Below are 25078 nucleotides of genomic sequence, written 5' to 3'. Positions count from 1 at the left end.
GCCATTCATGGCCATATCAATGATTTTCTGGTGCGTACCGGGCTGAGAGGCGGTGTAAGTGAACTGTAGTTGCCATGTTTTACGGCAATGAGAGCAGAGATAGCGCTGATGTCCGGCAGTGCTTTTGCCGTTACGCACCACGCCTTCAGTAGCGGAGCAGGAAGGACATCTGATGGAAATGGAAGCCACGCAAGCACCTTAAAATCACCATCATACACTAAATCAGTAAGTTGGCAGCATTACCTGGTTGTGGAATAAAAAGGCCGGAGATATTCTCCGGCACTTTTATGTCAGGCAAGGCGTTCGTTGCCAGATGCGGCGTGAACGCCTTATCGCGCAGGTTTAGGGGCCAGTCCGGGCGTTTAACGTTTTTTGCCCATTGCCGCCGCCAGCGCATCCATCATCGCGCTATTACCGGCAGGCTGCGCTTCACGACCGCGTGGTTTGGCTGCCGGGCGGTTGTTTTGCGGGCGTTCATTACCGCCGCCGCGACGGGCGTTGGTTTCGCCAGGCTGCTCGTCCAGACGCATAGTCAGGGCGATACGTTTACGCTGAAGATCCACTTCCAGCACTTTCACCTTCACAATGTCGCCCGCTTTCACCACGGTATGCGGATCTTCCACAAACTTGTTCGACAATGAAGAGATGTGAACCAGGCCGTCCTGATGCACGCCGATATCGACAAACGCGCCAAAGTTGGTGACGTTGGTCACCGCACCTTCGAGGATCATACCCGGTTGCAGGTCGTTCATTGTCTCGACGCCATCGGCAAACTGAGCGGTTTTAAATTCCGGACGCGGATCGCGACCCGGTTTTTCCAGCTCTTTGATGATGTCAGTTACTGTCGGCACACCGAATTTTTCATCAGTAAAGTCAGACGCTTTCAGGTTACGCAGTTCGCTGCTGTTACCCATCAGATCTTTCAGTGCCTGCTGTGTTGCTGCCAGAATGCGTTCCACCACCGGATAGGCTTCTGGGTGGACGGTAGAAGCATCCAGCGGGTTATCACCGTGGTTAATGCGCAAGAAGCCCGCGCACTGCTCGAAGGCTTTCGGCCCCAGACGGCTGACTTTCAGCAGTTGCTGACGGTTCTGGAACTGGCCGTTCTCATCGCGCCAGGCCACGATGTTTTGCGCCATCATGCGCGTCAGGCCCGCCACGCGGGTTAACAGCGGAACAGAAGCAGTGTTGAGATCGACGCCAACGGCGTTTACGCAGTCTTCTACTACTGCGTCCAGTTTGCGGGCCAGTTGCGTCTGGCTGACGTCATGCTGATACTGACCTACGCCGATAGATTTCGGATCGATTTTCACCAGCTCCGCCAGCGGATCCTGCAAACGGCGGGCGATAGACACCGCGCCACGCAGCGAAACGTCGAGATCCGGGAACTCCTGCGCTGCCAGCTCGGAAGCTGAGTAAACCGACGCGCCAGCTTCGCTGACGATCACTTTCTGTGCGGTCACTTTCGGGAACTGCTTCTGCACGTCGAGATAGAAACGTTCAGTTTCGCGGGAAGCTGTACCGTTGCCGATCGCCACCAGTTCAACGTTATGTTTTTCACACAAGGCAGCAACGGTCATCGCTGCTTTTGCGGCTTGTCCGGTGTGCGGGTAAATGGTATCGGTCGCTACCAGTTTGCCAGTGGCATCGACCACCGCCACTTTTACCCCAGTACGCAGACCCGGATCGAGGCCCATCGTTGCACGCAGTCCGGCAGGGGCCGCCATCAGCAGATCGTGCAGGTTACGGGCAAAGACGTTGATTGCTTCATCTTCCGCGCGTTCGCGCACGGTACCCATCAGTTCGGTTTCCAGATGCATCAGCACCTTGATGCGCCAGGTCCAGCTCACTACGCCTTTGCGCCAGCTATCCGCCGGGGCATTGTTCAGGCGCAGGCCAAGGTGATCCATGATGATTTGCTCGCAATAGCTCTCTTTGGGCGGCTCATCGAACTGCGGATCGGCATTCAGCGAAAGCTGGAGTACGCCTTCGTTACGCCCACGGAACATCGCCAGAGCGCGGTGAGAAGGCACCGTGGACAACGGTTCGTGATGATCGAAATAGTCGCGGAATTTCGCCCCTTCCTCTTCTTTACCGCTCACCACCGTAGAAACCAAATGCGCGTTCTTCCACAGATAATCACGCACTTTCGCCAGCAGCGCGGCATCTTCGGCAAACCGTTCCATCAGGATATAGCGCGCGCCATCCAGCGCGGCTTTGGTATCTGCCACGCCTTTATCGGCATCAACATATTGTGCAGCGGCGACTTCTGGCGTGTGTGACGGATCGCTCCACAGCAGGTCAGCCAACGGCTCAAGCCCTGCTTCAATGGCGATTTGCCCGCGGGTGCGGCGTTTAGGTTTGTAGGGCAGGTAGAGGTCTTCGAGTTCGGTTTTGCTTAGGGTGGCGTTGATGGCCTTCGCCAGATCATCGGTGAGTTTGCCTTGCTCGGAAATGGACTTGAGGATCGCCTGACGTCTCTCTTCCAGCTCGCGCAGATAGCTCAGACGCGTTTCCAGATTACGCAGCTGCGTGTCATCCAGACCGCCGGTGATTTCCTTACGATAACGTGTGATAAACGGCACGGTATTCCCTTCGTCAAGCAGGCGAACGGCAGCGTCAACCTGTTCCGGGCGCGCCTGAATTTCACCCGCAATAATGCGGCAGAACGAATCATTCATCATGGTTTGAGTTCATCTTTTCGGATCAAAAATCAGGGGATAGTTATACGGACTGGCTGGCAAAAATGCCAGCCATCGGCAGGAGGTTAAGACTCTTCCTTACGGTTTCACGTACTCGATAGCATTAACATACCAGCTCGCTTCCCCGGCAGGGGTATTCACCACCGCCAGATCGCCGACTTCTTTTTTCAGCAATGCGCGGGCCATCGGGGAATCGATAGAGATGTAATCTTTACGGCCAAAAATTTCATCGTAGCCGACAATACGGAAACGGTGAGTCACGCCATCGTCGTTTTCAATCTCCACCCACGCGCCAAAAAAGACTTTGCCTTCCTGCTGAGGGGAGTAATCGACGATTTTGAGATTTTCCATGCATTTAGTGAGATAGCGCACGCGACGGTCGATTTCACGCAGACGCTTTTTATTATACTGATAGTCAGCATTTTCGCTGCGGTCGCCCAGACTTGCGGCCCAGGTCACCTTTTTTGTGACCTCCGGGCGTTCTTCACGCCAGAGATAATTAAGCTCTTGTTTGAGTTTTTCATACCCTTCCCGGGTAACCAGGGGCGTTTTCATCTCGTTGATTCCCTTTGTCTGTTTGATAATGCGCACATTGGGTATAACGTGATCATATCAACAGAATCAATAATGTTTCGCCGAATAAATTGTATACTTAAGCTGCTGTTTAATATGCTTTGTAACAATTTAGGCTGAAATTCATACCAGATTTAGCTGGTGACGAACGTGAGCTTTTTTAAGAATACACGCTTACAAATTGTTGCGAACCTTTGGGAGTACAAACAATGCAAGAGAACTACAAGATTCTGGTGGTCGATGACGACATGCGCCTGCGTGCGCTGCTGGAACGTTATCTCACCGAACAAGGCTTCCAGGTTCGAAGCGTCGCTAATGCAGAACAGATGGATCGCCTGCTGACTCGTGAATCTTTCCATCTTATGGTACTGGATTTAATGTTACCTGGTGAAGATGGCTTGTCGATTTGCCGACGTCTTCGTAGTCAGAGCAACCCGATGCCGATCATTATGGTGACGGCGAAAGGGGAAGAAGTGGACCGTATCGTAGGCCTGGAGATTGGCGCTGACGACTACATTCCAAAACCGTTTAACCCGCGTGAACTGCTGGCCCGTATTCGTGCGGTGCTGCGTCGTCAGGCGAACGAACTGCCAGGCGCACCGTCACAGGAAGAGGCGGTAATTGCTTTCGGTAAGTTCAAACTTAACCTCGGTACGCGCGAAATGTTCCGCGAAGATGAGCCGATGCCGCTCACCAGCGGTGAGTTTGCGGTACTGAAGGCACTGGTCAGCCATCCGCGTGAGCCGCTCTCCCGCGATAAGCTGATGAACCTTGCCCGTGGTCGTGAATATTCCGCAATGGAACGCTCCATCGACGTGCAGATTTCGCGTCTGCGCCGCATGGTAGAAGAAGATCCAGCGCATCCGCGTTACATTCAGACCGTTTGGGGCCTGGGCTACGTCTTTGTACCGGACGGCTCTAAAGCATGAGGCGATTGCGCTTCTCGCCACGAAGTTCATTTGCCCGTACGTTATTGCTCATCGTCACCTTGCTGTTCGCCAGCCTGGTGACGACTTATCTGGTGGTGCTGAACTTCGCGATTTTGCCGAGCCTCCAGCAGTTTAATAAAGTCCTCGCGTACGAAGTGCGTATGTTGATGACCGACAAACTGCAACTGGAGGACGGCACGCAGTTGGTTGTGCCTCCCGCTTTCCGTCGGGAGATCTACCGTGAGCTGGGGATCTCTCTCTACTCCAACGAGGCTGCCGAAGAGGCAGGTCTGCGTTGGGCGCAACACTATGAATTCTTAAGCCATCAGATGGCACAGCAACTGGGCGGCCCGACGGAAGTGCGCGTTGAGGTCAACAAAAGTTCGCCTGTCGTCTGGCTGAAAACCTGGCTGTCGCCCAATATCTGGGTACGCGTGCCGCTGACCGAAATTCATCAGGGCGATTTCTCTCCGCTGTTCCGCTATACGCTGGCGATTATGCTATTGGCGATAGGCGGGGCGTGGCTGTTTATTCGTATCCAGAACCGACCGTTGGTCGATCTCGAACATGCTGCTTTGCAGGTCGGTAAAGGGATTATTCCACCGCCGCTGCGTGAATATGGCGCGTCCGAGGTACGTTCGGTTACCCGCGCCTTTAACCATATGGCGGCTGGTGTTAAGCAACTGGCGGATGACCGCACGCTGCTGATGGCGGGGGTAAGTCATGACTTACGCACGCCGCTGACGCGTATTCGCCTGGCGACCGAGATGATGAGCGAACAGGATGGCTACCTGGCCGAATCGATCAATAAAGATATCGAAGAGTGCAACGCCATCATTGAGCAGTTTATCGACTACCTGCGCACCGGGCAGGAGATGCCGATGGAAATGGCGGATCTCAACGCAGTACTCGGTGAGGTTATTGCTGCCGAAAGTGGCTATGAGCGGGAAATTGAAACCGCGCTTTACCCCGGCAGCATTGAAGTGAAAATGCACCCGCTGTCGATCAAACGCGCGGTGGCGAATATGGTGGTCAACGCCGCCCGTTACGGCAATGGCTGGATCAAAGTCAGCAGCGGGACGGAGCCGAATCGCGCCTGGTTCCAGGTGGAAGATGACGGTCCGGGAATTGCGCCGGAACAACGTAAGCACCTGTTCCAGCCGTTTGTCCGCGGCGACAGTGCACGCACCATTAGCGGCACGGGATTAGGGCTGGCAATTGTGCAGCGTATCGTGGATAACCATAACGGGATGCTGGAGCTTGGCACCAGCGAGCGGGGCGGGCTTTCCATTCGCGCCTGGCTGCCAGTGCCGGTAACGCGGGCGCAGGGCACGACAAAAGAAGGGTAAATAAACGGGAGGCGAAGGTGCCTCCCGTTTTGCTTTCTATAAGATACTGGATAGATATTCTCCAGCTTCAAATCATTACAGTTTCGGACCAGCCGCTACCAGCGCGGCACCCGCAGGGGTGTCGGTGTATTTATCGAAGTTGTCGATAAACAGTTTCGCCAGGGTTTCGGCTTTTTCCTGCCACTGTTCCGGAGAAGCGTAGGTGTTACGCGGATCGAGAATCTTCGTGTCTACGCCCGGCAGTTCGGTTGGGATCGCCAGGTTAAACATCGGCAGAGTGAAGGTTTCTGCATTATCCAGCGAACCGTTGAGGATGGCGTCGATAATGGCGCGGGTATCTTTAATCGAGATACGTTTGCCTGTGCCGTTCCAGCCAGTGTTAACCAGATAAGCCTGCGCGCCCGCCGCCTGCATACGTTTCACCAGCACTTCTGCGTACTGAGTCGGGTGCAGCGACAGGAATGCCGCGCCGAAGCAAGCGGAGAAGGTTGGCGTCGGTTCGGTGATGCCACGCTCAGTACCGGCCAGTTTGGCGGTGAAGCCAGAGAGGAAGTGATACTGGGTTTGATCGGCAGTCAGGCGAGAAACCGGCGGCAACACGCCGAAAGCATCAGCAGTCAGGAAGATAACCTTAGTCGCGTGGCCCGCTTTGGAAACCGGCTTAACGATGTTATCGATGTGATAGATTGGATAAGAAACGCGGGTGTTCTCGGTTTTTGAACCATCATCAAAGTCGATAGTGCCATCTTCACGCACGGTGACGTTTTCCAGCAGCGCATCACGACGGATAGCGTTGTAGATTTCAGGTTCCGCTTCTTTCGACAGCTTGATAGTTTTTGCGTAGCAGCCGCCTTCGAAATTAAACACGCCGTCATCGTCCCAGCCGTGTTCGTCATCGCCAATCAGGCGGCGTTTCGGGTCGGTGGAAAGGGTGGTTTTACCGGTGCCGGAAAGGCCGAAGAACACCGCAACATCGCCTTTCTCGCCAACGTTGGCGGAGCAGTGCATAGAAGCGATACCTTTCAGCGGCAGCAGGTAGTTCATCATCGAGAACATCCCTTTCTTCATTTCGCCGCCGTACCAGGTGCCGCCAATCAGCTGCATGCGCTCGGTCAGGTTAAACGCCACGAAGTTTTCGGAGTTCAGACCCTGTTCTTTCCACTGCGGGTTAGTGCACTTCGCGCCGTTCATAACGATAAAGTCTGGTTTGAAACCTGCCAGCTCTTCATCGCTCGGGCGAATAAACATGTTTTTGACAAAATGCGCCTGCCAGGCCACTTCGGTGATGAAACGGACGGAAAGACGAGTATCCGGGTTCGCACCACAGAAAGCGTCGACAACGAACAGACGTTTGCCGGAAAGCTGCCTGGTCACCAGGCCTTTCAGATGCTGCCAGGTTTCCGGAGAGAGAGGTTTGTTGTCGTTCTTACCTTTGCCTTTGTCTGCCCACCAGAAAGTATCGCGAGTGGTATCGTCACGGACGATATACTTATCTTTTGGTGAACGACCGGTGAAGATCCCGGTATCGACGGCAACGGCACCCAGATTAGTTAACACCCCGCGCTCATAACCTGTCAGGCTCGGATCGAGCTCTTCCTGATACAGCAGGTCGTAGCTTGGGTTGTAAACGATATCATGTACGTCACTGATACCATAAGCCTCGAGTTCTTGCGGGGTCAAACCATTGTTAACGCGCATTTCACTGCTCCTTAGCCAATATGTATTGCCTGAATAGTAAAGTCTTTTTGGGGGTGTTAACCGCGACAAGGCTCATAGATTTACGTATCTGGAGAAATTCATATTTGACAAAAAACCCCGTGATTCCTGTTACGAAACGGTTGCTATTATCGCAGAAATAGCATTTTAGGTGTGGAAAATGTTCTCAAAAGGTTAAATCTTGGTTTATATGGCGGGAATATTGTGAGTGGAATCGCATTCCTTAATGAAATTGATGCAAATTCAATCGGTAAAGTATCGATTCACCACGCTAACTTTTTTTGATTATTTTCTGAAAAAAGCAAAATACTACTGCCCGGATGCGATAATTAACCCACCTTTTGATTCTGGATAACCAACATGGATAACGTTGAACTTTCACCGGCAACACGCTGGGGGATGATTGCTACCGGATTACTTCAGGGGCTGGTTTGCTACCTGTTGATCGCCTGGCTTGCCGGAAAAAATCACAGTTGGATTGTTTATGGCGTGCCTGCGACCGTTGCGTTTTCATCCGTTTTACTCTTCTCCGTGATCTCTTTTAAACAGAAGCGCCTTTGGGGATGGCTGGCGCTGGTGTTTATTGCCACGACAGGGATGAGCGGTTGGCTGAAGTGGCAAACTGATGGCATGAACCCCTGGAGAGCTGAAAAGGCGATTTGGGATTTTGGCTGCTATCTGCTGTTGATGGCAATGTTGTTGCTACCGTGGATACAACAAAGCCTTCGTATCCGCAATTGCAGTAGCCGCTATAGCTACTTTTACCAGTCAGTATGGCATAACGTACTTATATTACTGGTGATTTTTCTCGCCAATGGCCTGACGTGGCTGGTGCTTTTACTGTGGGGTGAGTTGTTTAAACTTGTTGGCATCAAGTTTTTCAATACGCTCTTTTTTGCAACCGACTGGTTTATGTATCTTACATTAGGTCTGGTTACCGCACTGGCGGTGATTCTCGCGCGCACACAGTCACGTTTAATCGACTCTATTCAAAAGTTGTTCACGTTAATCGCCACGGGGTTGCTGCCGTTAGTATCATTGCTAACCCTGATGTTTATCATCACTCTGCCGTTTACGGGCCTGAGCGCGATTTCTCGCCACATCTCCGCCGCCGGGTTGCTGTTAACGCTGGCCTTTTTGCAATTGATCTTAATGGCTATTGTCCGCGATCCGCAAAAAGCGTCACTTCCCTGGACGGGGCCGTTGCGTTGCCTGATTAAAACCGCTTTGCTGGTTGCTCCGCTGTATGTGTTCGTCGCCGCCTGGGCGTTATGGCTGCGGGTCGCTCAGTACGGCTGGACTGTCGACCGCTTGCAGGGCGCGCTGGCGGTGCTGGTGTTACTGGTGTGGTCGCTGGGGTATTTTGTCAGTATCGTCTGGCGTAATGGGCAAAATCCCCTTGTTCTTCAGGGCAAAGTGAACCTTGCGGTTTCGTTATTGGTGTTGGTGATACTGGTGCTTCTTAATTCGCCGGTGCTGGACAGTATGCGTATTAGCGTGAACAGTCATATGGCGCGTTATCAGAGCGGCAAAAACACGCCAGACCAGGTAACTATCTACATGCTCGAACAGAGCGGTCGCTATGGACGTGCGGCGCTTGAGTCGCTGAAAAGCGATGCCGGGTTTATGAAAGACCCGAAACGCGCGCGGGATCTGCTGATGGCGTTAGATGGAGAGCAACATCTTCAGGAACAGGTATCGGAAAAAGTATTAGCCGAAAATGTGTTAATTGCCCCTGGTTCTGTTAAACCGGATGTGACATTCTGGTCGGCCTTAATCCAGGATCGCTATAACGTGATGACCTGTATTGAAAAAGACGCCTGCGTCCTGGTCGAGCAAGATCTGAATAGTGATGGTCAGGCGGAGCGGATCCTGTTTGCTTTTAATGATGACAGAGTCATTGTCTATGGCTTTGACTCAGACAGAAAAGAATGGGACGCGCTTGATATGAGTTTACTTCCGAACGAAATAACGAAAGAAAAATTACTCACAGCTGCGAAGGATGGAAAACTGGGGACGAGGCCGAAAGCGTGGCGCGATCTGACGGTAGATGGTGAAACGCTGGAAATAAACTTAAGTAAGTGACAACGCTTTTATCGGATACGACGCTGTATCTGACCAAAATAATTTGCGATTTATTTCATAGGCGCTGGTAAGCGCAGCACATCAGGCCATTAAGTTGTAAAATCCGGCAGAGCCCTCTCTGCCGGACATACTCATTAATGAACTTGCGGATCTGCCGGAGACGCGTTGTTGCGGATTTCAGCAATATCCATCGCATTGAACAGATAGTGGTTACCGCAGTAATCACAATGCATGTCAATTTCGCCATCTTCCGCCAGGATGCTATCAACTTCTTCATCAGGCAGCGTTTTCAGCGCATCGGCGCAATGTTCACGCGAGCAGGTGCATTTGAACTCCACATCCTGCGGATCGTAAACCGTCACCTCTTCTTCGTGATACAAACGCCACAACACTTCGTTTGCCGGTAAGGTCAGCAGTTCTTCGGTTTTGATGGTTTCGGTTAGCGTCGCCAGGTGGTCAAAGTCGTCCTGCTGGGCATTTTGCGCAGGCATTACCTGCAACAACATACCGCCTGCAGCCGGTTTGCCGTCTACGTCGCCGGTGCGAATAAACAGGCGCGTCGGCAGCTGTTCAGAACGCATAAAGTAATCTTCCAGGCAGGCCGCCAGGGTATCACCTTCCAGACCAACTACGCCCTGATAGCGTTCGCCTTCGCTCGGGGTAATGGTGATCACCACGTAACCATTGCCGACCAGCGTTTTCAGGTCGGCATTTTCTGGAATTTCGCCCTGCACGCGCGCCACACCGCGCATTTGCTGGTTATTGTTACCGTTAATAACCGCCAGATTCATCGGACCGTCGCCCTGCAGCTGTACGGTGATATCACCATCAAACTTCAGCGTAGCGGTTAACAGGCTGGTCGCAACCAGCAGTTCTGCCAGCACGTTTTTAACGGGCTGCGGATAATCGTGGTTCTCAAGGATCTGTTGCAGGGTTTCCGAAACGGTTACCAGTTCGCCGCGAACGGCAAAATTTTCAAACAGATAGCGATGTAATTGGTCATGTTGCGGCATAATCATCTCTCTTGCAGGTGACAGTTATTCACTGTCGCCGTGTTTAAATCGTAACAGGTCGCGGCGCTCTTTTTTGTCCGGGCGTCGGTCCGGGTGCGGCATGGTTAAGGCATTAAGTTTACGTGCCATCGCCATTTTTTCGCGTTTCTCTACACTTTCCGCAGTCTCTTCATACAGCAAGGCTGCCTCGCTGGCGGGGCGACGCTGTTCAGTAATCGCCTTTACAATCACCGTGCGTTCGTCATTTCCCTGGCGCAGAGTGAGCGTGGCATTCAGCTCGACGATTTTGCTCGGCTTGCTGCGCTGCCCGTTGTAATGCACCTTACCGCCTTCAATCATTTCACGGGCCAGCGCGCGGGTTTTATAAAAACGGGCAGCCCATAGCCATTTATCCAGTCGAACCTCAACAGCAGGTTTCTCTTTCATGGCGTCTCCTTCACATTAGCGAGGGGATCAGGCGGCGGTAGTCATTCAGTGACGGATGGCGTTGATACTGTTTCTCGGCAATCCCGGAATCAGGATTAGTCACGCCGAGGCAGTAACGAATACCAAATTGCGCGGCAGCATCGAGAATCGCTTCGCTGTCATCAATAAACAGCGTTCTTTCAGCTTTCAGACCCGTAGCTTCGGCCACCGCATGCCATAACCGCTGATCCTCTTTCGGATAACCAAATGTGTGGGTGGAAAGTAATAAATCAAGGTGTGCGTCCAGACCCGTATGCTCAAGTTTTACCGCCAGGTTGTGCGGATGAGCATTGGTGAGCAAAATTCGCTGCTTACCGCTGGCTTTCAGTGCCTCAAGAAACGGAATGGTATCTTCACGCAGTACGGCGCGCGGTCCCATCTCGGTGGTCATTGCACAGATATCCAGACCCAGTTGCTCACTCCAGTAATCAAGACAGTACCAGTTTAGCGTATGCTGTACGTCGTGATATTGCTGGCGCATATATTCCATCGCTTCCTGTGGCGTAACCCCGTTTTTCGCGCCCCATGTTTCAGGCACCAGCTTTTGCCAGAAATAGTTATCGAAGGCGAGGTCGAGCAACGTGCCGTCCATATCCAGCAGAACGGTATCTACGTCCTGCCAGGCAATGTTGATATGCATGAGGGAAATCTCCAGAGTGAAGCAATTTGCGCGACAGGGTAGCATAACCTGTCGCGCAAACGTGTTATTCGATAAGGCTTTCTGAAGGGGTGATCAGTTGCGGGTTCAGGCAGCTTTCATAATAGGCCTGAATCTCCATCATGCGAGTGCGATGACGCTGGTAACGACGCCAGGCCTGTACGCCATTGTAAATGGCGCTACCCAGCATCGTCAGTAGCAGCAATGTGGTGCTGAGATAGCGCCACAGGCCGGAACGATCCGGGATCGGATGAAGGCCAATATGCTGCGTACCATTGGCGTCAGTGAAGATTTTTGTGACGATACCTTCGGCGTTAAACGGCGTATGCATCAGCATTTGTGCCAGTTTCTGGAAAGCGTTCCACTGTTCTTGCGGCGGGTAGTCGTAAAGTGATGCCGAAGGCCAGGGCTGATCAACAAAATCGCTGCCTTCGTCGCTGACAATCAGGAATCCGCCGGGGGCCGGACTGTTTAGTGATTGTGCCGCTCGCGCCGTTTCATGCGTGATAAACGGCGCGGTGGAGGTTGCCACCAGGTTATCCAGCGATTCCGCACTCACCGGGCGTAATAACACATTCACGCCATCGAGCTTCCCGGCGTTGGCGCGTTTTACCAGCGCGTCCCAGTCTTTACTGTTGCCGAGATTGACCAGCGCATTTTTCAGTCGCACACAGTCATCTTTGGCAGAACATAAATCCGCTGTCTTCAGTACAATGTCGCCAAAATCATCAAGCAATACCATGCCGGATTTTTGAATCGCTGAACGTAATGAGGCACTGACGCGAGATTCATCTTCCGGTTTAGGGTGCAGCTGGCGATTAACTGCTTCAGTCAATGCCGTCGCTTTGTTGACCAGTTCAGATTCTGGTAATGGTAATGAGCGGGCGTCATTCCAGATGATCTGCGAGCAGTCAAACGGTAAAAAAGGTGAATTGGTTTTCGCGCTCCAGGTTCCGGAAGTGCGAATATTACACATTCCCGTACCGCTAATACGCAATGTATCGCCTACCCGCACGCCAGCGTCAGCCAGTTGTTTTACGCTGGTGGCTTCAATGGTCTGCGCGCCTTTCATCCATGAGAGAGTGAATTTCAGCGGCATATCCAGCGGGATCCAGAATAACAGCATAAACAGCACCAGCAGCGAGCCCGCAGCGATAATCGTACTGCGCAGCCAGTGCTGTAACGGAAAGTTTTTTACTTCATCATGCAGCGAAAGATATCGCCCCTGACGCACTACGTGGCAGTCGAGATAGATATCAATATCGGTTTGTTGATCGAGATCCTGAGCAATGTATGGCTGCCAGTGTGCGGGATAGACCAGGTCGATAATACCGAGTGAAATATTGTTGATCTGTTCCTGATCGTTTTCGCCAAACAATCCCCAACGACGGGGTGTACCGCGCAGACAATGAATTTCCCGCAGGGAGGATTTTGCCGGGGGCGCGAATAGCCCCCACAGACCTGCGCCCAGCAGCAGTAATGCGCCGCCTGCCAGCCACGGAACAAATACATCCGGGGTAATCAGGCAGAAAAAGAACATCAGGAAGGAGGCGACGATCAGCAACGCTTCACGCAGCCCGCGCGGACGACTCAGCGCATATTCTTCATGCGTTTCTTTGCGAATATTGAGTAGCTCGATTTGCTCACTCTCTTCCCCGCGAATCGACGCCTGCGTGGACGGAACAGGTTGCAAGGCATAGCCGCGCGTTTCCTGCATGTACTCCTGTAGCGTATGACCGTTGAGTGAAATAACCAACGGCAGCGAATCGGTATGAATCAGTTCAACGGTATTCTCATCGTTGATGTACTGTTCCCAGAAGGGGGGCAGGTGGACTTCTACCGAATCGAGGTAGTAACGCCATTTATTCGGATCGTCGGTAGAGATGCCGTAACGTGTGATAGCGTGTGTCAGCATCATGACGTTGTTGCTTTCGGCATTCAGCGCCAGAGAGATCGGTGCCGCGCTAGCTCCCGTTGGGCCAGGCACCTGTAATACCTGCGTCAGGCTCTCAAGATAATTTTCAACGGCGCTACGTTCTTCAGGTGTGAGTTTACGCGTTTGCGCATCCGCGAAGGCGTTGGTCCAGGGCAGCTGACTCCGTCTGGATCGCACTTTTATCAGCCATCCCGCAAGTAGTGAGCAGGCCAGCAAAGCAGCTAAAAAAATCACAATGGTGCTCATGCTTTCCCCATCTTACTTAGTCTGTCAGGCGTGGTCAGTCGCACCAGACACAATACATGATTCTGCGGTTGGCTATCGGCAAGCGTGGAGTTTAACTTGAGCATCATTAAGCACATCACAGTAACCGCTGATCATAGCAAACCCTCTGAAGGCGGAATATCAGCAAATTCCTAGAGTTATTTCAACCTATTGACTTTTAATTTGATTTGAGGACGATTATTTATTAAGTTACATAAATGTAAATAACATGCAATTCACATTGCCGAAAGCGTGTCCGATATCGCACAATAACCGCTGATTTCACAGCATAGATCCCACGATGAGCAAATCATTACAAAAACCCACCATTCTGAATGTTGAAACTGTAGCCCGTTCCCGACTGTTTACCGTCGAGAGCGTGGATCTGGAGTTCAGCAATGGCGTGCGGCGTGTTTATGAACGAATGCGTCCAACCAACCGGGAAGCAGTGATGATTGTGCCGATTGTGGACGATCACCTGATCCTGATCCGCGAATACGCAGTGGGAACTGAATCCTACGAATTAGGTTTTTCGAAAGGATTAATTGATCCGGGTGAAAGCGTCTACGAAGCCGCTAACCGCGAGCTAAAAGAAGAGGTTGGATTTGGTGCGAACGATCTGACTTTTTTGAAGAAGCTCAGCATGGCACCGTCTTACTTTTCCAGCAAAATGAATATCGTGGTCGCGCAAGATCTCTACCCGGAATCGCTGGAAGGCGATGAGCCAGAGCCGCTACCACAGGTGCGCTGGCCGCTGGCGCATATGATGGATTTGCTGGAAGACCCTGACTTCAACGAAGCGCGTAATGTCAGCGCGCTGTTCCTCGTGCGCGAATGGTTGAAAGGGCAGGGGCGAGTGTAAATGCGTGAAGTTTGCCTGATGCACAACGCTTATCAGGCTTATGGGGTTCCTGCAATATATTGATTTTTCACGATTTTGTTAGCCGGGTAACGCGGTCACCCGCATCCAGCATAAACAAATGCACTTTGTCAGCCAACTGAAAAGGCGCCGAAGCGCCTTTTTAATCAGAACAATTCCTGTGCCTCACCATTATCGATAATGGTCGTTCCCACCTCGTGCACCGCCTGTTGTGTCGGCTGCGTACCTTCGATGAAATACTCTTCGCGGCTGTTGCCACCATTAGCTAACTGCCCGGTGCTGCGATCGATATTCACCGTCACAATACCCGGTGGCGGCGTCAGCGGCTGCTCCGGCACACCTTCAAGAACGGCTTTCATATAAGCGTCCCATGCAGGCTGGGCACTCTTGGCTCCGCCTTCGTAACCTGAGATCTGATCTTTAATCGCTCCGGAAGCCGTTGTATGACCGAGATTACGACGGTGATCATCAAAGCCAATCCAGACCGAGGTCACAACGCCCGGACCGTAACCCGAGAACCACGCATCTTTCGAACTGTTAGTGGTACCGGTTTTCCCGCCGATATCGCGACGCTGCAAATCACGACCTGCACGCCAGCCAGTACCCTGCCAGCCTGGCTCACCAAAGATATTGGTGTTCAAAGCACTCTTAATCAGGAATGCCAGCGGAGTGTTGATGACGTGCGGTGCGTACTCCTGCGCGCCAGTCTTCGCCACTAACGCCTGATTTGCCTGCTCCAGCTGCGGCATTGGTACAGAAACATTCTGCTGCTCGCGGGAGATAGCGACATCTTCAACATCGTTATTTTCCAGCACGTTCGATTTCTGCGTATCACCGTAAATCACCGGAATATCGCATTCCGGGCAGGCTACTTTCGGTTTCGCTTCGAAAATCACGCCGCCCTGATCGTTTTCAATTTTGCTGATAAACCACGGGTCCACCAGGAAGCCGCCGTTCGCCATGACCGCGTAGCCGCGCGCCACCTGCATTGGGGTGAAGGACGCTGAACCCAGCGCCAGCGATTCGGTGTGGACAATGTTTTGCGCCGGGAAGCCGAAGCGTTGCAGATATTCTGCAGCGTAGTCGACGCCCATAGCCCGCATTGCACGTACCATCACCACGTTTTTCGACTGACCCAGCCCCTGACGTAAGCGAATTGGACCAGCATATTGTGGCGGCGAGTTTTTCGGCTGCCAGTCAGAACCGGCACCTGCGTCCCAGCGAGAAATTGGCACATCGTTCAACATACTTGCCAGCGTCAGACCTTTATCCATCGCCGCGGTGTAGAGGAACGGTTTGATGTTGGAACCCACCTGACGCAGTGCCTGGGTGGCGCGGTTAAACTTGCTCTGATTGAAATCAAAGCCACCGACCAGCGCCATAACGGCACCGTTTTGCGGATTGATCGACACCAGCGCCGAGTTCACTTCCGGCACTTGTGCCAGCCACCATGCATCGCCAACCTGACGAACCCAGATTTGCTGACCCGTTTGCAGAACATCGGTCACTTTACGCGGCGTCGGTCCCTGCTGAGTATCCGAACGGTAAGGACGCGCCCAGCGAACGCCTTCCATACTCAATGCGACGGTCGACCCGTCCGCCAGCATCGCCGTCGCTCCCTGAGGATTGGCGCTGGTGACTGCGGCAGGCAGCAGCGGACCATAGGTCGGCAGCGCCTTCAGCGTATCGGTAATCTTGTTGTTATCCCACGCCGACTCGCCCACTTTCCACAGCACATTTGCCGGGCCGCGATAGCCGTGGCGCATGTCGTAGTCCAGCACGTTATTACGTACCGCCTGCTGTGCGGCCTGCTGCACTTTGCGGGTGATGGTGGTGTAAATGCGATAACCGTCTTCATAGGCACTTTCGCCATAACGGTTATACATCTCCTGGCGCACCATTTCGTTCAGGTACGGCGCAGAGAAAGCAATCTCCGGCGCGTGATAGTTAGCGTTAATCGCCTCAGTGCGTGTCTGATCGAACTGTTGTTGGGTGATATACCCTTCATCCAGCATCCGCGACAGTACGACGTTACGCCGCGCGACGGCACGATCCATTGAGTAGAGCGGATTAAAGGTGGAAGGCGCTTTCGGCAGCCCGGCTATCACAGCCATTTCGTTCAGCGTCAGTTGGTCGACCGTTTTACCGAAATAGACTTGTGCCGCAGCACCGACACCATAGGCGCGGTAACCGAGGTAAATCTTATTCAGATAAAGCTCGAGGATCTCGTCTTTCGTCAGCAACTGTTCAATGCGAATCGCGAGGAAGACTTCCTTAATCTTACGCATCAGCGTGCGTTCTGGACTGAGGAAGAAGTTTCTCGCCAGCTGCTGGGTAATGGTACTCGCCCCTTGTGACGCGTGGCCGGAGAACAGCGCCACACTTGCCGCACGGAAGATCCCCACCGGGTCAACGCCGTGATGCTCGTAGAAGCGGCTGTCTTCCGTCGCGATAAAGGCTTTCACCATCTCCGGCGGGATTTGATCCAACGTAACCGGAATACGACGTTTCTCACCGTATTGAGCAATCAGCTCGCCATCGGCGCTGTAAATCTGCATCGGAATTTGCAGGCGAACATCTTTTAATGTCGCCACATCCGGCAGTTGTGGCTCGATGTAGCGGTATAGGCCATAAATCGAGCCTGCTCCCAGCAGAATGCAACAGACTGCAAGGATCAAAAAATACTTTACGAACTTCACTGGAAATTTCCCATTTAGTTTCATTTGGGCAGTTTATAAACAAACGCGCGGTAGTATAAAGGCAAGCCAGACGCATTGATATACCCGTCAGAGTGACGGGTGATAAGGAGATCATCACAATGGCATTTAAGATCTGGCAAATTGGTTTGCATTTACAACAGCAAGAAGCGGTAGCGGTTGCGATCGTGCGGGGCGCAAAAGAATGCTTTTTGCAACGCTGGTGGCGGTTGCCGCTGGAGAACGACATTATCAAAGATGGGCGGATTGTTGATGCGCAGCAGCTGGCTAAAACGTTGTTACCTTGGAGTCGCGAACTGCCGCAGCGTCATCACATTATGTTGGCGTTTCCCGCCAGTCGCACATTACAGCGGTCATTTCCGCGCCCGTCGATGTCCCTTGGTGAGCGGGAGCAAACGGCCTGGCTGTCAGGGACGATGGCCCGCGAGCTGGATATGGATCCGGACTCCCTGCGCTTCGATTACAGCGAAGACTCACTCAGTCCCGCCTATAACGTGACTGCCGCGCAAAGCAAAGAGCTGGCAACGCTGCTTACTCTGGCAGAAAGGTTGCGTGTTCATGTTAGTGCGATCACCCCGGATGCCAGTGCATTACAGCGATTCCTGCCTTTTTTACCTTCTCATCAGCAATGTCTGGCCTGGCGTGATAACGAACAGTGGCTGTGGGCGACGCGCTATAGCTGGGGGCGCAAACTGGCGGTGGGGATGACTAGCGCGAAGGAGCTGGCGGCAGCGTTATTCGTTGATCCCGACAGCGTCGCGATATGTGGCGAAGGCGGATTTGACCCCTGGGAGGCCGTTTCTGTTCGTCAGCCGCTGCTACCGCCGCCTGGTGGAGACTTTGCCATCGCGCTGGGGCTGGCGCTTGGGAAGGCGTACTGATGAACCCGCCAATTAATTTTTTGCCCTGGCGACAGCAACGCCGGACCGCTTTTCTGTGTTTCTGGTTGCTGATGTTCGTTGCGCCTCTGCTGCTGGCCGTCGGGATAACGCTAATACTGCGTCTGACAGGCAGCGCCGAAGCGCGCATAGACGCAGTTTTGCTTCAGGCGGAACAACAACTCGCCCGCAGCTTACAGATAACGAAGCCACGTTTGCTGGAGCAACAGCAGTTACGCAAACAGCGTTCGCAACGGCAGCGCCAGCGACAATTTACCCGCGACTGGCAATCTGCGCTGGAAGCACTGGCGGCGCTTTTACCCGAGCACGCCTGGCTGACAACGATAAGCTGGCAGCAGGGAACGCTGGAGATCAAGGGGCTGACAACAAGCATTACCGCGTTAAACGCACTAGAAACGTCACTCCGCCAGGATGCGTCTTTTCATCTCAATCAGCGGGGAGCCACGCAGCAGGATGCGCAGGGACGCTGGCAATTTGAGTATCAGTTAACAAGGAAGGTTAGCGATGAACATGTTCTTTGACTGGTGGTTCGCCACATCACCCCGCCTCCGCCAGTTTTGCTGGGCATTCTGGTTGCTGATGTTAGTTACGCTCATTTTTCTGTCATCGACACACCATGAAGAGCGCGACGCATTAATTCGATTACGGGCAAGTCATCACCAGCAGTGGGCCACACTGTATCGCCTGGTTGACACCACTCCCTTCAGCGAAGAAAAAACGCTGCCCTTTTCGCCACTGGATTTTCAGTTGCCCGGCGCGCAACTGGTTTCCTGGCATCCATCCGCGCAGGGAGGTGAGTTGGCGTTGAAAACGCTGTGGGAAGCAGTGCCGTCGGCATTCACACGGCTGGCAGAGCGCAACGTCAGCGTGAGCCGTTTTTCGTTAAGCGTGGAAGGTGATGATCTTTTGTTCACGCTACAACTGGAGACGCCGCATGAGGGTTAAACGCTGGTTGTTGGCAGGTATTGCATTGTGCCTTTTAACCGGTATGCGTGACCCTTTTAAACCGCCGGAAGATCTATGCCGGATTAGCGAACTTAGCCAGTGGCGCTATCAGGGGATGGTAGGGCGAGGCGAGCGCATCATCGGTGTAATAAAAGACGGGCAAAAGAAATGGCGACGGGTGCAGCAAAACGATGTGCTGGAAAACGGCTGGACAATTTTACAGCTGACGCCAGACGTACTAACGCTGGGTACCGGGACAAACTGCGAACCGCCACAATGGTTGTGGCAACGGCAAGGAGATACAAATGAAGCAATGGATAGCCGCACTACTGTTGATGCTGATACCCGGCGTACAGGCGGCAAAGCCGCAAAAAGTGACGCTGATGGTGGATGACGTTCCGGTAGCTCAGGTGTTGCAGGCGCTGGCTGAACAGGAGAAGTTGAACCTGGTCGTGTCGCCAGACGTCAGCGGTACGGTGTCGTTACATCTAACAGATGTTCCCTGGAAGCAGGCACTACAAACTGTAGTGAAAAGCGCTGGACTGATAACGCGGCAGGAAGGCAACATTCTCTCAGTGCATTCCATTGCCTGGCAGAATAACAATATCGCCCGCCAGGAGGCGGAGCAGGCGCGGGCGCAGGCAAATCTGCCGCTGGAAAATCGCAGTATAACCCTGCAATACGCCGACGCGGGAGAACTGGCGAAAGCGGGGGAGAAGCTACTGAGTGCCAAAGGGAGTATGACCGTCGATAAACGCACCAATCGCCTTTTGCTACGAGATAACAAAACGGCGTTAAGCGCGCTTGAACAGTGGGTAGCGCAAATGGATCTGCCGGTCGGGCAGGTTGAGCTGTCGGCGCATATTGTCACCATTAATGAAAAAAGTTTGCGTGAGTTAGGCGTGAAATGGACGCTGGCCGATGCGCAACACGCTGGTGGCGTTGGGCAAGTCACCACGCTTGGTAGCGACCTCTCCGTAGCGACGGCGACAACGCATGTCGGTTTTAACATTGGGCGCATCAACGGACGCTTGCTGGATCTTGAGCTTTCCGCGCTCGAACAAAAACAGCAGCTGGATATTATCGCCAGTCCGCGTCTGCTGGCCTCACATCTTCAGCCTGCCAGCATTAAACAGGGGAGCGAAATTCCATATCAGGTTTCCAGCGGGGAAAGTGGCGCGACGTCGGTGGAATTTAAAGAGGCCGTCCTGGGGATAGAGGTCACGCCCACGGTGTTACAAAAAGGTCGCATCCGGCTGAAATTACACATCAGCCAGAACGTTCCGGGGCAGGTGCTACAGCAGGCCGATGGCGAAGTGCTGGCGATTGATAAGCAGGAGATCGAAACGCAGGTCGAGGTCAAAAGCGGAGAAACGTTGGCGCTGGGCGGCATTTTTACCCGTAAAAATAAATCGGGTCAGGATAGCGTACCGTTGCTTGGCGACATTCCCTGGTTCGGGCAATTATTTCGTCATGACGGAAAAGAATATGAACGACGCGAGTTAGTGGTGTTTATCACGCCACGACTGGTTTCCAGTGAGTAAACAGCCGTAAAAGCGGTAATGTTTTTATGCTGAACGTGTTTCATCTATTTGACGCGCGCAGGTATTTAGCATACAAGGAGTACCGATTTGAGAGTTGGCGCTCTTCGCTGCCTGCGTTCCATGATGATGATTTATCATTCAGGCGGCATTTTGCTGTCTTTTTTACGCTAATCTTACCCGGTGATTTATCGCCAGAGCGGTGGTAGCAAGGCAGCGCGCTTGCAGCGACCAGATATGCAGAGGGATGGGTGATTTATTCAGTTGCCAAACCCGCTGGAGTATTGAGATAATTTTCAGTCTGACTCTCGCAATATCTTATGAGGTTTCAGTTCATGTCCTGCGGCGCTCTCTGAGCGAAGCGGGTTTATCATTAACGAATAGTCTTAGTAGTACCGAAAAAATGGCAGAGAAACGCAATATCTTTCTGGTTGGGCCTATGGGTGCCGGAAAAAGCACTATTGGGCGCCAGTTAGCTCAACAACTCAATATGGAATTTTACGATTCCGATCAAGAGATTGAGAAACGAACCGGAGCTGATGTGGGCTGGGTTTTCGATTTAGAAGGCGAAGAAGGCTTCCGCGATCGCGAAGAAAAGGTCATCAATGAGTTGACCGAGAAACAGGGTATTGTGCTGGCTACTGGCGGCGGCTCTGTGAAATCCCGTGAAACGCGTAACCGTCTTTCCGCTCGTGGCGTTGTCGTTTATCTTGAAACGACCATCGAAAAGCAACTTGCACGCACGCAGCGTGATAAAAAACGCCCGTTGCTGCACGTTGAAACACCGCCGCGTGAAGTTCTGGAAGCGTTGGCCAATGAACGCAATCCGCTGTATGAAGAGATTGCCGACGTGACCATTCGTACTGATGATCAAAGCGCTAAAGTGGTTGCAAACCAGATTATTCACATGCTGGAAAGCAACTAATTCTGGCTTTATATACACTCGTCTGCGGGTACAGTAATTAAGGTGGATGTCGCGTTATGGAGAGGATTGTCGTTACTCTCGGGGAACGTAGTTACCCAATTACCATCGCATCTGGTTTGTTTAATGAACCAGCTTCATTCTTACCGCTGAAATCGGGCGAGCAGGTCATGTTGGTCACCAACGAAACCCTGGCTCCTCTGTATCTCGATAAGGTCCGCGGCGTACTTGAACAGGCGGGTGTTAACGTCGATAGCGTTATCCTCCCTGACGGCGAGCAGTATAAAAGCCTGGCTGTACTCGATACCGTCTTTACGGCGTTGTTACAAAAGCCGCATGGTCGCGATACTACGCTGGTGGCGCTTGGCGGCGGCGTAGTGGGCGATCTGACCGGCTTCGCGGCGGCGAGTTATCAGCGCGGTGTTCGTTTCATTCAAGTCCCGACGACGTTACTGTCGCAGGTCGATTCCTCCGTTGGCGGCAAAACTGCGGTCAACCATCCCCTCGGTAAAAACATGATTGGCGCGTTCTACCAGCCTGCTTCAGTGGTGGTGGATCTCGACTGTCTGAAAACGCTTCCCCCGCGTGAGTTAGCGTCGGGGCTGGCAGAAGTCATCAAATACGGCATTATTCTTGACGGTGCGTTTTTTAACTGGCTGGAAGAGAATCTGGATGCGTTGTTGAGTCTGGACGGTCCGGCAATGGCGTACTGTATTCGCCGTTGTTGTGAACTGAAGGCAGAAGTTGTCGCCGCCGACGAGCGCGAAACCGGGTTACGTGCTTTACTGAATCTGGGACACACCTTTGGTCATGCCATTGAAGCTGAAATGGGGTATGGCAATTGGTTACATGGTGAAGCGGTCGCTGCGGGTATGGTGATGGCGGCGCGGACGTCGGAACGTCTCGGGCAGTTTAGTTCTGCCGAAACGCAGCGTATTATAACCCTGCTCAAGCGGGCTGGGTTACCGGTCAATGGGCCGCGCGAAATGTCCGCGCAGGCGTATTTACCGCATATGCTGCGTGACAAGAAAGTCCTTGCGGGAGAGATACGCTTAATTCTTCCGTTGGCAATTGGTAAGAGTGAAGTTCGCAGCGGCGTTTCGCACGAGCTTGTTCTTAACGCCATTGCCGATTGTCAATCAGCGTAACAACAAGAAAGGTCAGGCCGCTTATCAAGCGGTCTATTAGCTTCAGGTTAATTGCAACGTGGTAAGCATTAACCTTTTAGTGGGGTGTTAAATGGATGAATTCAAACCAGAAGACGAGCTGAAACCCGATCCCAGCGATCGTCGTACTGGTCGTTCTCGTCAATCTTCTGAACGTTCTGAGCGTACTGAACGTGGCGAACCGCAGATCAATTTTGATGATATTGAACTTGATGACACTGACGATCGCCGTCCGACTCGTGCGCAAAAAGAGCGCAATGAGGAACCGGAAATCGAAGAAGAAATTGACGAATCCGAAGATGAAACCGTGGATGAAGAGCGCGTAGAGCGTCGTCCGCGTAAGCGCAAAAAAGCAGCCAGTAAACCCGCTTCTCGTCAGTATATGATGATGGGCGTCGGCATTCTGGTTCTACTGCTGTTGATCATCGGTATCGGTTCTGCGCTAAAAGCCCCCTCGACCTCTTCCAGCGATCAAACCGCGTCTGGCGATAAGAGTATTGATCTTGCAGGCAATGCGACCGATCAGGCGAATGGGGTGCAGCCAGCGCCGGGAACCACGTCTGCGGAAAATACTCAGCAGGATGTTTCTCTGCCACCGATCTCTTCTACGCCGACTCAAGGGCAAACCCCGGCGGCAACGGATGGTCAACAACGTGTTGAAGTGCAGGGTGACCTGAACAATGCGCTGACTCAGCCACAAAATCAGCAACAGTTGAACAATGTGGCGGTCAATTCCACATTGCCGACCGAACCCGCGACTGTCGCGCCTGTTCGCAATGGCAATGCATCGCGTGACACGGCGAAAACGCAAACCGCTGAACGTCCGTCCACTACGCGCCCAGCTCGTCAGCAGGCGGTGATTGAACCGAAAAAACCGCAAGCAACCGTGAAAACGGAGCCGAAGCCGGTAGCACAGACGCCGAAGCGTACTGAACCAGCTGCCCCTGTGGCGAGCACGAAGGCACCGGCTGCGACTTCTACGCCAGCACCAAAAGAGACGGCGACTACGGCTCCAGTACAGACGGCATCCCCGGCGCAAACCACGGCAACACCAGCCGCTGGAGGGAAGACCGCAGGTAATGTTGGTTCGTTGAAATCGGCACCGTCCAGCCATTACACTCTGCAGCTGAGCAGTTCCTCTAACTACGACAACCTGAACGGTTGGGCGAAGAAAGAGAATCTGAAAAACTACGTTGTCTATGAAACGACGCGTAATGGTCAGCCGTGGTATGTCCTGGTTTCTGGCGTGTACGCTTCGAAAGAAGAGGCGAAAAAAGCGGTATCTACATTGCCAGCAGATGTTCAGGCCAAAAACCCGTGGGCGAAACCGCTGCGTCAGGTACAGGCCGATCTGAAGTAATCAAGGTTATCTCCCGCAATGGTTTATCGTTGCGGGAGCTGCCTGAAGCGCTGGATGCTGTCGGAGCTTTCTCCACAGCCGGAGAAGGTGTAATTAGTTAGTCAGCATGAAGAAAAATCGCGCTTTTTTGAAGTGGGCAGGGGGCAAGTATCCCCTGCTTGATGATATTAAACGGCATTTGCCCAAGGGCGAATGTCTGGTTGAGCCTTTTGTAGGTGCCGGGTCGGTGTTTCTCAACACGACTTTTCTCGTTATATCCTTGCCGATATCAATAGCGACCTGATCAGTCTCTATAACATTGTGAAGATGCGTACTGATGAGTACGTACAGGCCGCACGCGAGCTGTTTGTTCCCGAAACAAATTGCGCCGAGGTTTACTATCAGTTCCGCGAAGAGTTCAACAAAAGCCAGGATCCGTTCCGTCGGGCGGTACTGTTTTTATATTTGAACCGCTACGGTTACAACGGCCTGTGTCGTTACAATCTGCGCGGTGAGTTTAACGTGCCGTTTGGCCGCTACAAAAAACCCTATTTCCCGGAAGCAGAGTTGTATCACTTCGCTGAAAAAGCGCAGAATGCCTTTTTCTATTGTGAGTCTTACGCCGATAGCATGGCGCGCGCAGATGATGCATCCGTCGTCTATTGCGATCCGCCTTATGCACCGCTGTCTGCGACCGCCAACTTTACGGCGTATCACACAAACAGTTTTACGCTTGAACAACAAGCGCATCTGGCGGAGATCGCCGAAGGTCTGGTTGAGCGCCATATTCCAGTGCTGATCTCCAATCACGATACGATGTTAACGCGTGAGTGGTATCAGCGCGCAAAATTGCATGTCGTCAAAGTTCGACGCAGTATAAGCAGCAACGGCGGCACACGTAAAAAGGTGGACGAACTGCTGGCTTTGTACAAACCAGGAGTCGTTTCACCCGCGAAAAAATAATTCTCAAGGAGAAGCG

The 25078-nt window shown here is 52.8% G+C and carries 21 protein-coding genes and 1 pseudogene; 13 read left to right on the top strand and 9 right to left on the bottom strand.

What is annotated here, in order from left to right; genetic code table 11:
* From BHE85_RS02000 to greB, 3 genes are all read right to left on the bottom strand, one after another.
* The coding region (locus BHE85_RS02000) for an IS1 family transposase (protein ID WP_047204290.1) at positions 1 to 189 on the bottom strand (189 nt) is incomplete at its 3' end.
* 173 nt (positions 190 to 362) lie between these two features.
* Entirely contained in the window at positions 363 to 2684 is a 2322-nt protein-coding gene (locus BHE85_RS01995) for a Tex family protein (RefSeq protein WP_000980768.1), read from the bottom strand.
* A gap of 96 nt (positions 2685 to 2780) precedes the next feature.
* Entirely contained in the window at positions 2781 to 3257 is a 477-nt protein-coding gene (gene greB, locus BHE85_RS01990; RefSeq protein WP_000856744.1) for a transcription elongation factor GreB, read from the bottom strand.
* 227 nt (positions 3258 to 3484) lie between these two features.
* On the opposite strand from greB, the gene ompR reads away from it, so the two are divergent.
* Both ompR and envZ read left to right on the top strand, forming a co-directional pair.
* Positions 3485 to 4204 (top strand): osmolarity response regulator transcription factor OmpR, encoded by a 720-nt coding sequence (gene ompR / locus BHE85_RS01985; protein WP_001157751.1) that lies wholly within the window; start codon positions 3485 to 3487, stop codon positions 4202 to 4204.
* Positions 4201 to 5553 (top strand): two-component system sensor histidine kinase EnvZ, encoded by a 1353-nt coding sequence (envZ, locus tag BHE85_RS01980; RefSeq protein ID WP_001253696.1) that lies wholly within the window; start codon positions 4201 to 4203, stop codon positions 5551 to 5553. The genes ompR and envZ overlap by 4 nt, the downstream gene beginning before the upstream one ends.
* 75 nt (positions 5554 to 5628) lie before the next feature.
* Here the strand turns inward: envZ and pckA are convergent, their stop codons facing one another.
* A complete protein-coding gene (pckA, locus tag BHE85_RS01975) occupies positions 5629 to 7251 on the bottom strand; it encodes a phosphoenolpyruvate carboxykinase (ATP) (RefSeq protein ID WP_001265681.1) in 1623 nt (540 codons plus the stop codon).
* Positions 7252 to 7629: 378 nt separating this feature from the next.
* On the opposite strand from pckA, the gene BHE85_RS01970 reads away from it, so the two are divergent.
* Positions 7630 to 9354, top strand: a complete 1725-nt coding sequence (locus tag BHE85_RS01970; RefSeq protein ID WP_000370824.1) for a DUF4153 domain-containing protein — start codon at positions 7630 to 7632, stop codon at positions 9352 to 9354.
* A gap of 134 nt (positions 9355 to 9488) precedes the next feature.
* On the opposite strand, the gene hslO is transcribed toward BHE85_RS01970, so the two are convergent.
* From hslO to igaA, 4 genes are all read right to left on the bottom strand, one after another.
* Positions 9489 to 10367, bottom strand: coding sequence for an Hsp33 family molecular chaperone HslO (gene hslO / locus BHE85_RS01965; RefSeq protein WP_004987087.1), 879 nt, complete (start codon positions 10365 to 10367; stop codon positions 9489 to 9491).
* Between the two features lie 24 nt (positions 10368 to 10391).
* A complete protein-coding gene (hslR, locus tag BHE85_RS01960; RefSeq protein ID WP_000660485.1) occupies positions 10392 to 10793 on the bottom strand; it encodes a ribosome-associated heat shock protein Hsp15 in 402 nt (133 codons plus the stop codon).
* A gap of 10 nt (positions 10794 to 10803) precedes the next feature.
* A complete protein-coding gene (yrfG, locus tag BHE85_RS01955; RefSeq protein WP_001295168.1) occupies positions 10804 to 11472 on the bottom strand; it encodes a GMP/IMP nucleotidase in 669 nt (222 codons plus the stop codon).
* Positions 11473 to 11536: 64 nt separating this feature from the next.
* Positions 11537 to 13672: an intracellular growth attenuator protein IgaA gene (gene igaA / locus BHE85_RS01950; RefSeq protein WP_000104579.1), complete on the bottom strand. Its 2136-nt coding sequence runs from the start codon at positions 13670 to 13672 to the stop codon at positions 11537 to 11539.
* Between the two features lie 319 nt (positions 13673 to 13991).
* Between igaA and nudE the strand changes: the two genes are divergently transcribed.
* Complete coding sequence (gene nudE, locus BHE85_RS01945) at positions 13992 to 14552, top strand: ADP compounds hydrolase NudE (protein WP_000045744.1); 561 nt, start codon at positions 13992 to 13994, stop codon at positions 14550 to 14552.
* Positions 14553 to 14716: 164 nt separating this feature from the next.
* Here the strand turns inward: nudE and mrcA are convergent, their stop codons facing one another.
* Positions 14717 to 17269 carry a peptidoglycan glycosyltransferase/peptidoglycan DD-transpeptidase MrcA gene (gene mrcA, locus BHE85_RS01940; RefSeq protein WP_039064296.1) on the bottom strand — a complete coding sequence of 851 codons (2553 nt, stop codon included), beginning with the start codon at positions 17267 to 17269 and terminating at the stop codon, positions 14717 to 14719.
* A 119-nt stretch (positions 17270 to 17388) separates the two neighbouring features.
* Here mrcA and hofM point away from each other — a divergent pair, with 119 nt between their 5' ends.
* From hofM to dam, 9 genes and pseudogenes are all read left to right on the top strand, one after another.
* On the top strand, positions 17389 to 18168 hold the full coding sequence (gene hofM / locus BHE85_RS01935) for a DNA utilization protein HofM (protein ID WP_004986845.1): 780 nt from the start codon (positions 17389 to 17391) through the stop codon (positions 18166 to 18168).
* A complete protein-coding gene (gene hofN, locus BHE85_RS01930; RefSeq protein ID WP_039064294.1) occupies positions 18168 to 18707 on the top strand; it encodes a DNA utilization protein HofN in 540 nt (179 codons plus the stop codon). Before hofM ends, hofN begins: the two co-directional genes overlap by 1 nt.
* Complete coding sequence (hofO, locus tag BHE85_RS01925; RefSeq protein ID WP_001055754.1) at positions 18691 to 19131, top strand: DNA utilization protein HofO; 441 nt, start codon at positions 18691 to 18693, stop codon at positions 19129 to 19131. The genes hofN and hofO overlap by 17 nt, the downstream gene beginning before the upstream one ends.
* On the top strand, positions 19121 to 19525 hold the full coding sequence (gene hofP / locus BHE85_RS01920) for a DNA utilization protein HofP (RefSeq protein WP_001264141.1): 405 nt from the start codon (positions 19121 to 19123) through the stop codon (positions 19523 to 19525). Before hofO ends, hofP begins: the two co-directional genes overlap by 11 nt.
* Positions 19437 to 20675 carry a DNA uptake porin HofQ gene (gene hofQ / locus BHE85_RS01915; RefSeq protein WP_000815981.1) on the top strand — a complete coding sequence of 413 codons (1239 nt, stop codon included), beginning with the start codon at positions 19437 to 19439 and terminating at the stop codon, positions 20673 to 20675. The genes hofP and hofQ overlap by 89 nt, the downstream gene beginning before the upstream one ends.
* Positions 20676 to 21075: 400 nt before the next feature.
* A complete protein-coding gene (aroK, locus tag BHE85_RS01910; protein WP_000818618.1) occupies positions 21076 to 21597 on the top strand; it encodes a shikimate kinase AroK in 522 nt (173 codons plus the stop codon).
* 56 nt (positions 21598 to 21653) lie between these two features.
* A complete protein-coding gene (aroB, locus tag BHE85_RS01905; RefSeq protein ID WP_039064292.1) occupies positions 21654 to 22742 on the top strand; it encodes a 3-dehydroquinate synthase in 1089 nt (362 codons plus the stop codon).
* A 91-nt stretch (positions 22743 to 22833) separates the two neighbouring features.
* Positions 22834 to 24120 carry a cell division protein DamX gene (damX, locus tag BHE85_RS01900; protein WP_000343187.1) on the top strand — a complete coding sequence of 429 codons (1287 nt, stop codon included), beginning with the start codon at positions 22834 to 22836 and terminating at the stop codon, positions 24118 to 24120.
* 106 nt (positions 24121 to 24226) lie between these two features.
* A pseudogene (gene dam, locus BHE85_RS01890) lies at positions 24227 to 25062 on the top strand (adenine-specific DNA-methyltransferase).
* Positions 25063 to 25078 lie beyond the last annotated feature (16 nt).

The organism is Shigella sp. FC1567, assembly GCF_001743015.1.
In the GTDB taxonomy this organism is placed as follows: Bacteria; Pseudomonadota; Gammaproteobacteria; order Enterobacterales; family Enterobacteriaceae; genus Escherichia; species Escherichia coli.
The sequence above is the reverse complement of the archived record's forward strand: the minus strand, read 5'-3'. Positions and strand labels throughout refer to the sequence as shown.

What these genes read in the sequence shown, in the direction of transcription:
- hofO (WP_001055754.1), top strand. Translation starts at nt 18,691, where the DNA reads ATGAACATGTTCTTTGACTGGTGGTTCGCCACATCACCCCGCCTCCGC.
- hslR (WP_000660485.1), bottom strand. Translation starts at nt 10,793, where the DNA reads ATGAAAGAGAAACCTGCTGTTGAGGTTCGACTGGATAAATGGCTATGG.
- aroB (WP_039064292.1), top strand. Translation starts at nt 21,654, where the DNA reads ATGGAGAGGATTGTCGTTACTCTCGGGGAACGTAGTTACCCAATTACC.
- BHE85_RS01970 (WP_000370824.1), top strand. Translation starts at nt 7,630, where the DNA reads ATGGATAACGTTGAACTTTCACCGGCAACACGCTGGGGGATGATTGCT.
- ompR (WP_001157751.1), top strand. Translation starts at nt 3,485, where the DNA reads ATGCAAGAGAACTACAAGATTCTGGTGGTCGATGACGACATGCGCCTG.
- yrfG (WP_001295168.1), bottom strand. Translation starts at nt 11,472, where the DNA reads ATGCATATCAACATTGCCTGGCAGGACGTAGATACCGTTCTGCTGGAT.
- hofQ (WP_000815981.1), top strand. Translation starts at nt 19,437, where the DNA reads ATGAAGCAATGGATAGCCGCACTACTGTTGATGCTGATACCCGGCGTA.
- nudE (WP_000045744.1), top strand. Translation starts at nt 13,992, where the DNA reads ATGAGCAAATCATTACAAAAACCCACCATTCTGAATGTTGAAACTGTA.
- aroK (WP_000818618.1), top strand. Translation starts at nt 21,076, where the DNA reads ATGGCAGAGAAACGCAATATCTTTCTGGTTGGGCCTATGGGTGCCGGA.
- hofP (WP_001264141.1), top strand. Translation starts at nt 19,121, where the DNA reads ATGAGGGTTAAACGCTGGTTGTTGGCAGGTATTGCATTGTGCCTTTTA.
- hofN (WP_039064294.1), top strand. Translation starts at nt 18,168, where the DNA reads ATGAACCCGCCAATTAATTTTTTGCCCTGGCGACAGCAACGCCGGACC.
- hslO (WP_004987087.1), bottom strand. Translation starts at nt 10,367, where the DNA reads ATGCCGCAACATGACCAATTACATCGCTATCTGTTTGAAAATTTTGCC.
- hofM (WP_004986845.1), top strand. Translation starts at nt 17,389, where the DNA reads ATGGCATTTAAGATCTGGCAAATTGGTTTGCATTTACAACAGCAAGAA.
- pckA (WP_001265681.1), bottom strand. Translation starts at nt 7,251, where the DNA reads ATGCGCGTTAACAATGGTTTGACCCCGCAAGAACTCGAGGCTTATGGT.
- envZ (WP_001253696.1), top strand. Translation starts at nt 4,201, where the DNA reads ATGAGGCGATTGCGCTTCTCGCCACGAAGTTCATTTGCCCGTACGTTA.
- greB (WP_000856744.1), bottom strand. Translation starts at nt 3,257, where the DNA reads ATGAAAACGCCCCTGGTTACCCGGGAAGGGTATGAAAAACTCAAACAA.
- igaA (WP_000104579.1), bottom strand. Translation starts at nt 13,672, where the DNA reads ATGAGCACCATTGTGATTTTTTTAGCTGCTTTGCTGGCCTGCTCACTA.
- damX (WP_000343187.1), top strand. Translation starts at nt 22,834, where the DNA reads ATGGATGAATTCAAACCAGAAGACGAGCTGAAACCCGATCCCAGCGAT.
- BHE85_RS01995 (WP_000980768.1), bottom strand. Translation starts at nt 2,684, where the DNA reads ATGATGAATGATTCGTTCTGCCGCATTATTGCGGGTGAAATTCAGGCG.